We start from the raw sequence: 11,266 nt of genomic DNA, 5'->3' as shown, positions 1-11,266 counted from the left end.
GGGTTCATGGGGCGGATACGGTATAGATAGATTTAAAGCCTTTAGCTAGCGCGTTATTTCGCTGTAAGAGCTAAAGGCTTTAATGTTGAAGTGATATTTATAAAAGACAACTACTCAGAAGCGCCAAGCCCCTCTTTGGCTCGTTCAAAGTCATAATTATCTAACGCACTTTGAACATCTTTAAGAACAACAGAATGTGGATACTGTGCCAGTAACTCAGTCACATATTGAGTTGCATCGTTATCATACGCATCCAGCAGTGATAGCAACTGAGCATGCTGTTCTGACGTGATGCTCGGTGAGTCAGAGGTATCAGCAAGACTCACATCGGCTACTTCAGAACTTGTCGTATTAGATCCTTTGGCACCAGGCACATCAAAGCTGATCTCAACTGCTTTAATCAGTTCAATTAACCCAAGCTCACCTTGTTTAAGATCCTCTTCATCACACGCCTTGTTATGAGCTTTGCTTTCTAAATCACTGAGTAACTCTGCCAATCGCAACCCACCAATCGAAGCTGCCATGCTTTTTAAGGTATGTAGATTACGCTCTAACGTCTCCCATTCGCCTTGTACTAAGCTATCAAAAGCATCCGACATCATGTCTGGTGATCCTTTGCAGAACCTATCAAGCATTTTGGCTTGCAGTTTCACATCATGATAAGTCAGTTGCTCAAACCTCGACTGAGAGAAAACAGGCGGTTTTATGTGAGTATCAGAGTGTAATTCCGCACTCTCATCAGAATCACCTGTCTGTATCGCATCTGAATGCGTTCTACCTTCAACTAATACCTCAGGAACAATGTATCGAGTAATCAGAGACATCGCTTTATCAATAACAATAGGCTTGTCTAAGAAGTCCGTGACACCCGCTTCCCTCGCTCGTTGTTTCGCATCAGCAAAAACATTGGCTGACATTGCAATAATCGGTACATCTATATCGAATTCACGAATCAAACGGGTAGCTTCAAAGCCGTCCATAATCGGCATTTGAAGATCCATGAAGATTATTTCGTAGTCGTTGTTTTTAGCTAACTCCAGCGCTTCCTTTCCGTTTTCAGCAAGATCGGCATTTAATTTAGAGCGACTGAAAAATGCTAAGGCTAGATCTTGGTTCAGCTCATTGTCTTCAACCAATAACACTCTTTGGCCTTTGAACTCTATCTGGTAATCCAGTTGCAGTTCTTGGGCTTTGAAGTCGGCTAACGCATCCGAGCTTGATCGTGGCAATGTCAGTACAAAGGAGAACTCACTGCCTTGCCCGTAAACACTCTCCACCGTAATTTGACTGCCCATCGCATGAACTAATTTCTGGCTAATGTTGAGCCCAAGCCCTGTACCGCCAAACCGACGTGTCGTTGTGGTATCCGCTTGGCTAAAGGCTTCAAACAGCTTGTGACGGTTCTCATCCAAAATGCCTATCCCGGTATCCATCACACTCACTCTCATGGTTAGGCTGCTGTCGTTCGAGTCAACATGCTCCACCGTTAATGCTACGCTGCCTTGTTCCGTAAACTTAATCGCGTTGCCCACAAGGTTGAGTATGACTTGGAACAACCTCAAGGGATCGCCTTGCAGTGGCGTGTCTAACTCTGGGTCGATGACCATCGACAAATTGAGTTGTTTCTCAGCTGCTTTCGATTCCATCAACTCAATCACATCTTTAAAAGTCGTTGCGGGATCAAACGGGACGTTATCAATAACAAGTTGCCCAGCTTCTATCTTTGAAAAATCAAGGATGTCATTGATGATACCGAGTAACGAATGGCCAGAACGGTGCACTTTCTCAATATAATTTCGAGCGACAGGATTAGATATTTCGCCAATCGCCAGATAAGACAAGCCAATAATGGCGTTCATTGGGGTTCTTATCTCATGGCTCATATTGGCTAAGAATTCCGATTTAGCTTGGCTCGCCAAATCGGCTCTCTGTTTCTCTTCTTCCAATTGTTCGTTAAGGCGCTTCATTTCTGAAATATCGAATGCCCAAAATAGTGTGGCGACTTCACCATCAATCTCAAAAAGATAGTAACTGACCAAAGCAACAAATCGGGTTCCATCAGACTTTCTGAGTACTAACTCCCTATTTTCAACTTTACCGTTAAGGTCGAGCTCTTCATGCACGCCATCACGAACGCTCAGCGAGTCATGGATAGCGGCAACGTCGATAGAAGACAACGCCTGATCTTCCACGCCAAACAAACGTTTTGCCGTATCGTTCGCGTAACGAACCTCTTCTTCAAATACCACACTAGCTGCAATTGGAGAGCTATTTAGCATGTTGTAGAGTTGGTTCTGCGCCTTTTCCAGAGCTTCGGTCGCTTCCTTAGCAATACTGATCTGCTTCGCTAATTTACGATTCCAGAAAATAATAAGAAGAAGGATCACCAGAGAAAAAACCGAAATAGTGTAAACCAATTGATAATCAACTCTTTCTATCGCTTTGGGCGCCGCCCACTTCGCCGATATCTTTTGATGTTCTTCAGCAGAAATACTCTCAATCGCCTTATTCACAATCGAATAAAGCAAAGGTTCAGATTTGATGACATGCAGAGTTGGCGACAGGAAGAAGTCTAACCGGCCGATGATACCAACCCCTCGATAGCCAAATGAATCAATGAGGTAATTGAGGACATCAACAGTGTCGACCATGCCGTCTAAGGTTTTATCATCCAATCGGTTGAGCCCATCGGCCGTGGATTCTACCTCTACCCACTCAACGTTCGGGTACTTATCTAAAATCGCGTTAGTATTTGCCGCATTCTTCAATATACCGATTTTCCAACCATCAGCTTCTTCAAGTACCAAGCTACTAACGTCTCTTCTCGATGCAATGGCCAAACGACTTGAAAACAAGCTTTTAGCTGCTTTGACGTTATCTCCTAACGAACGATTCTCTTGAGCTGCTGAGACCAGTTCCACTTCATGATGATCAACCAAGCTTCGGGTCTCAGACCAATTCGCCACGTCAACATGCTGAATACTTAGCCCTGTTTTTTGTTCAATCAGCGTTAGATAATCATCAATCATCCCGATGTATTCACCGGTATTGGATACCGCTTCATAAGGTAACGAATTCGGATCGATACCTATACGTACATCCGGATTATCTTTAATCCACGCCCTCTCTTTTTGGCTTAGATTTAGGATCTCTCCAGTCAAGTTACTCGCTTGATAAACATCCGCAATATAGCGTTTCACCGCATCTCCGAATGAACTAAATTGTTCGACAGATGGAAAATAAACATGGTTCCGCTCTAACGAATTAACATCAAAGTAGAAAGTCATCGAACCAGAGTTGATACTCCCTCCCTTGGTCCTATAATTCGCCACCTTGGTGACTGATGAAAAGTGAGAGGTATTTTTCTTCTCTCCATATTGATCAACTAGGTTGCCTATGTACCAAGATTTGATCGGGCGACTATTGTTATCCGCTTGTGCGGTGATCACCTGAAAAGAACTGTCCGTGTCGAAAATTTCAAACACTTCCGTCAACTCTTCAAAGCGGTCGTTGACGATAAAATACGCAGATATTTGCGCGATAATATTCGCTTTTTTAAGGACTAGGCTTAAATCACTCTGAACCTGCATCTCGATAATTTGGTTTAAGCCGTCATCCTCCTGTTTAAGCCTTTTAATTGCGGCATTGAAGCTATCTCTGATTTCTTCACTCTTAAAGTCCACATAGATCGGATACTCAACTTTATACTCGTCATGTAGCGTTAGCTCTGCCATTTCAATAAAACGAGTGTTGGTGATAAACCACTCTAGCACTCTTCGTTCAACCATTAGCAGGTCAACATTTTGAGCCCTCAACTGCGAGAATGCTGATTCAAGATCTTCGTAATCTTCAATACGATCAATGTCTAACTTACTCTTCAGAACTTCAACAGAGTTTTTAATTGTGGATGTTTCGTCGAACAATAACGCCCCTAATGATAGGTCTTTTGGGGATTGAAGTTGGAGTTTGCGGCGAGTTAGTGAAACAGGAACAAACTCAACATTAAAAACGTTATCACTTAAAAAGTGCGCATTAGGATCATCAAACTGAACACCAGAAACAAAGGCTATAGAATTATTGTTATCGATGGCTTTTTTAGCGGCGCTAGGTGGAAGTGTGACAACGTCACCTAGTTTATATCCCATGTCATTCAGTGCACGCTGAAGAATGTCGTACTGTAGCCCGACTGCGGTGCTGTCTGGGTAAATATACGGAGGGTTACCAAAGCCAAACACGCCTTTTAGCGGCACTCGATAGGGGGAACTGTCTAGCCACTTCGATAAAATCTTGTTCTTGTTATCAACGTCGAAGGTTTCAATCTGTTTGTTGATTAGCGTCAGCAGTTCTGGTTCATCGGTTCGAATCACCATTGATGCTTCAAACCTTTTCCAATGCTCCAGAACATAATTTACCGCTAAATCATGAACGCCAATCTTTTTCGCAAGATCCATAGTGGTGATAGGTTCACCGACCATGCCTTCGACATCCCCGGCCCCTAACGCACGTACTGCATCAATAACGTTATCAAAATTCACTCGCTCAATAGAACTCAATTTGACACCGGCTCGCTCCAAATCGATATTTTCGTTAACCATCGCAATACGGCGTTTATTATTTTGATCTAGGTTTCCATCGAGTTTGTTGTCGATGGGAACAATCACTGCGACCTGATAAGGAATATAGGGAGCACTCGCAAGAAAACGGCCACCTTCACTTGGGTCGAACTGTTGGAATGGAAATACATCGCCTCGCCCGTCGACTAACGCGGCTTTAGCCTCGACACGCGAGTTAACTGTGACAAACCGAACATGAACACCAAAACGCTGTTCAAGATCTAATGTCCAATCTTTGATGATCCCAGAAACCTGCCCATCATCATCGATGAATGAGTAAGGATAATGGTTGGCCAAGACAACAAAAGTTACCGTTGGTTGGTTTCCCAACCACTGATTTAACTCAGTATCTGTTACCTCAGCAGCATTCGTAGATCGCATTAGCAGCGACCACACCACAAGTGTAATGACCAGAAAAACAACCAAACGATTTAGCGACAACATCAAGCCATCACTCATCTCTAAATTTCTCTTTAATTGCTAGAATCTCAGGTAACTTCAGAAAAAACACATCAACGATAGTTGGATCAAAATGTTTGCCTTTCTGTTCTTCAAACAAGTTCAGCGCCTCATCAATACTCCAAGCTTTTTTATAAGGGCGCTCTGCGGTCAGGGCATCAAACACATCAGCAACAGCCGCAATTCTTCCAACCAATGGGATACCTTCACCAGCTATCTGGTTTGGATAACCACTGCCATCCCATTTTTCGTGATGATATTGCGCCACCTGAATAGCCATACGCATCAGTTTGGAATCACTCTGCCTACCAAGTATATCAACACCATATTCGACATGCTTTTGCATAATTGTCCACTCGTCGGCGTCCAATTTACCCGGCTTGAGTAATACGCTATCAGGAATACCGATCTTGCCAATATCATGCATTGGTGCTGCATCACGCAACGTCTCGGCATCTTCGTCAGTCATTCCCAAGGCTTTAGCTAGCACTTCACAGTAGTGACTCATACGCTTAACGTGCATGCCTGTTTCATTGTCTTTAAATTCAGCAGCTCTACCCAGTATGTTCAGTGTTTCTAGCTTACCGAGATTGATCTCTTGAGTTTTCTCTTTTACCTGACTAAACAACGCGCGTTGTTGGTCATAAAGTGCGATATGCGTTTTCACACGCTGGAGTGCAATTGCAGGGGTTATCGGCTTGGTTAGGTAATCGACAGCCCCCAAGGAGAGTCCTTTTACTTCGGCTTCTGGACCAATTGTGGCGGTCACGAAAATGATAGGAATGTGAGCCGTATTCGGCTGAGCTTTAAGTTGGCGGCACACCTCGTAACCATCGATGTCAGGCATCATGATATCAAGGAGGATAAGGTCTGGCTGCGGCACCATCTTCGCGATCTTGATACCAATTGTGCCGTTAATCGCTACTTTCACTTGATAAGTATCTTTGAGTATTGCCGTTAACACATCCAAGTTACTTGGGGTGTCATCCACGACTAACACTATAGGTTTCCGACTCATTGATACCTCGTATACAAATCAAACAGTTATAACCCTAGTGTAGAACGATTTCCAGAGGTTAAGTAGAAAAAAAAGCAATTGATTTTCAAAAATGAAGAGTAGATCTGTGAGTGACTTCAAACTGGCGTTATTAGAAGTACGACCATTCAATATTACGTCAGTTAAGTTATTATTATACAAGGGGAATTACCTTTGCATTGTAACATTTCACTAACAACACAGATACTATCCGAAAACAAAAAGAGCTCCTCATATGGGAGCTCTTTTCGTTCAACGGCTAGAAAGCAAAACAACCGAGTTATTCAGTAATCTAACGACCAGAATAATACATACAGATTCGAACACCATCGAACTCACGAATCTCAAATGGGATCTCGTAGATAGACTCCATCACTGATTTTTCAACCACTTCCGAAACCTTACCCGACTTAACCACTTTGCCTTTCTTCATCGCAACAATGTTATCTGAGTAACAAGAAGCGAAGTTGATGTCATGAATCACGATAACGACCGCTTTATTGAACTCATGCGCTAAACGACGCAACGTCTTCATAATTTCGACCGAGTGTTTAATATCAAGATTGTTCAGAGGCTCATCTAAGAACACATAATCCGTATCTTGCGCCACAACCATCGCGATAAACGCCATTTGACGCTGACCGCCACTCAACTCATCAAGGTATTTGTTTTGGATGTCAGTAATGCCAAGGTGTTCTAGTGCTGTATCGACGATCTTATGATCTTCGTCTTTCAAGCGACCTTGAGAGTGTGGGAAACGACCAAAACAGACCAATTCACGAATCGTAAATCGCATGTTGATGTTATTTGATTGTCTTAACACGGCAAGGTGCTTCGCTAGCTCTTTGGTATCCCACTCAGCCAGTAACTTATCGCCAATGACCACTTCACCCGCGTCGCTGTCTGTTAAGCGGCTCGCCATTGAAAGCAGTGTACTTTTACCCGCACCATTTGGGCCAATGATAGAAGTCACTTCGCCTTTCGGGAACATAGCACTGGCATCATCAACCACGAGTGACTTGCCATACTTCTTAGTTAAACCTGTTAATTTAATCACTACTTACTACCTTTACTGAATTCTGGTGCGTAACAACAAGAACATAAAATACAAACCACCGACCAAGTTAATGATCACACTCACTGTGGTTTCAAACGCCATTACTTTTTCGATAAACCATTGGCCTGAAACCAATAGAACGACCGCTAACAAACTGCTTGCGATGATAAGCACACGATGTTGATAAGATTTGAATATCTGACGAGCTAAGCTCACGGTGATTAAACCAAAGAACAGCACTGGGCCAACCAAAGCAGTCGATACCGCGACCATCACTGACACAATCACCAAGGTAATCTGAGTCAGTCGTTTGGTGTTCACACCCAAGCTTGTTGCGTTATCAACACCAAGCCAAAGTACATCAAGCTTAGGCGCTAACAACCAAAGGCCAAGCAAGCTCAAACCCAAAGGAATAAGGCTGAGGTAAACCAACTCGCCTTTCACGTTATTGAAACTTGCGAACATCACATTCTGCAGCACCGCGAACTCGTTCGGGTCAATCAACATCGCCAAGAAGTTAGACAAACTCGAGAATACGCTGCCACACACGATGCCTATCAACAGCAGTGTGAATACGTTGTTTCGCTTGCTCTTAAAGTAGAAATGGAACAGAGCAAACGAGAACAAGATCATCACAGTCACAGACATCGAAAAGTTTGCGATCGAGTCAATCACCCAGAAGCTAGCACTGCCAAACACAAACAGAAGTACCGTTTGTACCAGCATATACAAGCTGTCAAAGCCCAAGATGGAGGGGGTTAGAATTCGGTTATTAGTAATGGTTTGGAAAACCAATGACGACGCCGAGATCGCTACCGCCGCCAACACAATCGACAGCAATTTTGGTAGGCGCAGAGACAAGAAGAACTCGTAGTTATCCCACGTCAGCCCCTGCCCGATGAATAGCGCTGTCATACCCAAAGACGCGATAGCCAGAATCGCAATTTTTACTGAATCACGCATTTGACTTGTCTCTCATGATTAGGTAAATAAAAATCATGCCACCAAAGATGCTGATTACCATCGAGATTGGAATCTCATAAGGGAAGATGACGATTCGAGCTAGCAGGTCACAAGCCAACACCAAGATCACCCCCCAGTAGGCAGTCCAAGGCAGAATCTTCTTCATGTTATCGCCCATCATCAGCGACACGATATTCGGCACGATAAGGCCAAGGAATGGAATAACACCAACAATCATCACCACAGAAGAGGCGCAGATAGCAACCAACGCAACACCAATGAAGACGATCTTCTGATAATTCAAACCGATGTTTTTCGCGAAGCTCTCACCGATGCTCGCCGCACTGAACTGGCTCGCGAAATAGTAAGCCAATACACAAGCAGGCACCGCGAGATAAAGGATTTCATAGCTGCCCTGCAACACGCTCGCAAAGTTCGCCATAGTCCATGCCGACATGGTTTGTACTAAGTCGTACTTATAAGCAATAAAGGTTGTTAGAGACGAAACAACGTTGCCATACATAATGCCAATCAAAGGCACCAATATCGCGTTCTTAAACTTGAGGTGTTGTAGGAAGCGAACCAATAGCATGGTGCCAAACACTGCAAACGCGAAGATAAAGCCTAAGTAGCTCCATTGCGCAGCATTGCCTAGCACTAGAATGCCGACTATGTAACCCAACATCGCACAGTCAATGGTGCCCATCGTCGAAGGCGCGGCAAACTTGTTCTGTACGATTTGCTGCATGATCAAGCCAGAAACACTCAATCCCGCTCCGGCAAGCACGATCGCGAGTAGTCGAGGAATCCGACTAACAATATAAATAGAATTGGCGTGTTGGTTGCCATTGAAGAAGTCACTAAAACTGATTTCAGCGACTCCAATCATCAATGACGCAACGCATAACACAACAAGAAATACAGCAGCTGCAATGGGTTTCAACATAGGAATAATACTAAAGATAGGTCTCGGGTAGCCCGTATAAAAAAGTGAAAAAGGGCTTATAAGAACACTCTTATAAGCCCGAAAATCTGATGGTTAGTAACTATTGAATCGTACGTTCAATGTCACTAAGCATTCTATGAATCGCTGTCACACCGCCACCAGCCAAATACCAAGCACTTGAATCAAGGTAAACGATATTGCCGTGCTGCGCTGCAGGTGTTGCCGCAACCAGTGGGTTATCAAACAGTTGTTGTGCGCGTCCTTCTGATTTACCAATCGCTTTTTCGCGGTCAAGCACGTAAAGCACTTCAGGTTTTGCATCAGCTATGTATTCAAAAGAGATTAGGTTGCCGTGTGTTCCTTTAATCGGAGCCACGGTTGCACTCTTTGATTCCACGAAACCAAAGTCATCAAAGATGATAGAGAAACGGCTGCCTTTGTTGAACATCGCAATGTTGTTGCCGTTGTTCATTAGCATCATTGCTGAAGTTTCGTCAGACGCTACTTTGTCGTTTACCGCTGTGATAGAAGCTTGAGTCTCTTTAATGATCGCTTCGACTTCAGCTTGCTTACCAAAGATGTCGCCTAGCACACGCCAGTTTTGCTGAGCATCAGCCCAGTACTTGTCGCCTTCAATAGAAAACATGACAGTAGGAGCAATTTGTGCCAGTTTGTCGTAAACCTTAAGCATGCGGTTTTCCGCGATGATGATGTCAGGCTTCAACATGTAGATAGCTTCAAAATCAGGTTCGCTTAAAGAGCCTGTATTTGCCGTCGTATCTTTGTACGAAGCTAGGTAATCAGGCAGCAAGCTATGAGGCGCGCCAACTGGCTGTACACCAATTTTATCGAGCACGTCTAAGCTACCGTGGCCTAGAACCACCACTCGCTGTGGTACTTCAGTAAACTGCGCTGTGCCTTTCACATGCTCAATGGTGACGGTTTCCGCATGCGCGGTCATCATGAATGATGATGCTAGAACGATGGCAAGCCCGCTCAATAACTGGCGAACTGAATTGATTGTTTTCTTCATGTTTCTTCCTTTGCCATTGATACAAACCACCACTCATGACAATGAAAGTCACATTACTCATAGACGAGCATGGGGCGTACACAACTGCTAAATAACGATAATTTAAAGTCTGTCATTGGATTGACAACAAACTTGTAACGCAAGTGAGAACTATTATCAATTATATTTGCACTAAATTGGCGATACAACAACTTTATTATTCAGAAACGTAAAAGTGAGTATTCATATTTTGCGTAGTCAGGAGAGGTATTAGGAATCAGAAATATCAAAAAGACGCGAAGAGGAAAATACTCATCAACCTGAAGAAAAAAACAGATGGGGAAAGCACCCAAAAACCCTGTAATTACAACGCTGAACCCCAAAATCATGGATTGTAATTTACAATGTAAAGATCATATACAACAGAGACTTAATCATCACCAAATTAGCTGATCAATTAAACCCACTAATGACAACGAATACGAACAGCTGAAAAGCCAAGACTCAGTCAGATATCATGATCAAATCCCTGACCTTCGCTCATTTAACCTTCAGTAACCGATGGTAAATCACCCAAAAATATTTTTGAATTTAATTGAAAATAGGGTTGTAATTTTGAAAACTAGGCGTATAGTTCGCCACCTGGCTCTAATCTATAGAGCTGTTAATGCTAAAGTAAGTCCAAGTTCCACATAGACAGTTCTCGATTCCCTCGTTACACCATCTCTGCGTCAGCTTTCACCCAGATAGTCATTCAATAGCTTTTAAATTCGATCCTACTACCGATCTATCGTCATTTGCTCTTTTGTCAGCGAAGTCAGAATAGATCGAGCACTTAAATACAAATGTAATAAACACAAGGCACAGTTATGTCACGCAGAACAACACGACAAACCCATTGGTATCAACTATCACGCGAAAAAACAGTCAATAAACTAAAAGGTAATAAATGCTCAAGATTAAAATAGATTTACACAAAGAAGAGATTTCATGGGTCACCGAGATTCGACAGCTCAATAGCGATATACTCCACCGCCACATATTGCCCAAGCTACAACATCACAGCTATCTCATCGACTTTGAATTTAATGAACGAGAAAGCATCGGAACTATCGTTTCAGGCAACGGAAACACCCTAGGACATTTCACACTCCTATAGCATTTCCCAAAGGCTACAAAA

The 11,266-nt window shown here is 43.3% G+C and carries 7 protein-coding genes; 1 reads left to right on the top strand and 6 read right to left on the bottom strand.

Going from position 1 to position 11,266, the window contains the following annotated elements; all coding sequences use genetic code 11:
* Nucleotides 1-110: 110 nt before the first annotated feature.
* The 6 genes from AB4167_RS17970 to AB4167_RS17945 form a co-directional block, all read right to left on the bottom strand.
* Nucleotides 111-4,994 carry an ATP-binding protein gene (locus tag AB4167_RS17970; protein WP_372136864.1) on the bottom strand — a complete coding sequence of 1,628 codons (4,884 nt, stop codon included), beginning with the start codon at nucleotides 4,992-4,994 and terminating at the stop codon, nucleotides 111-113.
* A 70-nt stretch (nucleotides 4,995-5,064) separates the two neighbouring features.
* Nucleotides 5,065-6,090 carry an HD-GYP domain-containing protein gene (locus AB4167_RS17965; protein WP_029235511.1) on the bottom strand — a complete coding sequence of 342 codons (1,026 nt, stop codon included), beginning with the start codon at nucleotides 6,088-6,090 and terminating at the stop codon, nucleotides 5,065-5,067.
* A 310-nt stretch (nucleotides 6,091-6,400) separates the two neighbouring features.
* Nucleotides 6,401-7,165, bottom strand: a complete 765-nt coding sequence (locus tag AB4167_RS17960; RefSeq protein ID WP_372136863.1) for an ABC transporter ATP-binding protein — start codon at nucleotides 7,163-7,165, stop codon at nucleotides 6,401-6,403.
* A 12-nt stretch (nucleotides 7,166-7,177) separates the two neighbouring features.
* On the bottom strand, nucleotides 7,178-8,128 hold the full coding sequence (locus AB4167_RS17955; RefSeq protein WP_017068462.1) for an iron chelate uptake ABC transporter family permease subunit: 951 nt from the start codon (nucleotides 8,126-8,128) through the stop codon (nucleotides 7,178-7,180).
* Nucleotides 8,121-9,074, bottom strand: coding sequence for an ABC transporter permease (locus AB4167_RS17950; protein ID WP_372136862.1), 954 nt, complete (start codon nucleotides 9,072-9,074; stop codon nucleotides 8,121-8,123). Before AB4167_RS17950 ends, AB4167_RS17955 begins: the two co-directional genes overlap by 8 nt.
* Before the next feature lie 100 nt (nucleotides 9,075-9,174).
* Nucleotides 9,175-10,107 (bottom strand): siderophore ABC transporter substrate-binding protein, encoded by a 933-nt coding sequence (locus tag AB4167_RS17945; RefSeq protein ID WP_017061897.1) that lies wholly within the window; start codon nucleotides 10,105-10,107, stop codon nucleotides 9,175-9,177.
* Between the two features lie 928 nt (nucleotides 10,108-11,035).
* On the opposite strand from AB4167_RS17945, the gene AB4167_RS17940 reads away from it, so the two are divergent.
* A complete protein-coding gene (locus tag AB4167_RS17940; protein ID WP_004731601.1) occupies nucleotides 11,036-11,245 on the top strand; it encodes a hypothetical protein in 210 nt (69 codons plus the stop codon).
* The last annotated feature ends 21 nt before the right edge of the window (nucleotides 11,246-11,266 follow it).

Source organism: Vibrio sp. 10N.286.49.E11 (assembly GCF_041469505.1).
Lineage (GTDB): Bacteria > Pseudomonadota > Gammaproteobacteria > Enterobacterales > Vibrionaceae > Vibrio > Vibrio crassostreae_C.
The sequence above is the reverse complement of the archived record's forward strand: the minus strand, read 5'-3'. Positions and strand labels throughout refer to the sequence as shown.

Bases quoted from the DNA above. Each gene is read 5' to 3' on its own strand.
- AB4167_RS17965 (WP_029235511.1), bottom strand. From the start codon at position 6,090: ATGAGTCGGAAACCTATAGTGTTAGTCGTGGATGACACCCCAAGTAAC.
- AB4167_RS17950 (WP_372136862.1), bottom strand. From the start codon at position 9,074: ATGTTGAAACCCATTGCAGCTGCTGTATTTCTTGTTGTGTTATGCGTT.
- AB4167_RS17940 (WP_004731601.1), top strand. From the start codon at position 11,036: ATGCTCAAGATTAAAATAGATTTACACAAAGAAGAGATTTCATGGGTC.
- AB4167_RS17970 (WP_372136864.1), bottom strand. From the start codon at position 4,994: ATGCGATCTACGAATGCTGCTGAGGTAACAGATACTGAGTTAAATCAG.
- AB4167_RS17945 (WP_017061897.1), bottom strand. From the start codon at position 10,107: ATGAAGAAAACAATCAATTCAGTTCGCCAGTTATTGAGCGGGCTTGCC.
- AB4167_RS17955 (WP_017068462.1), bottom strand. From the start codon at position 8,128: ATGCGTGATTCAGTAAAAATTGCGATTCTGGCTATCGCGTCTTTGGGT.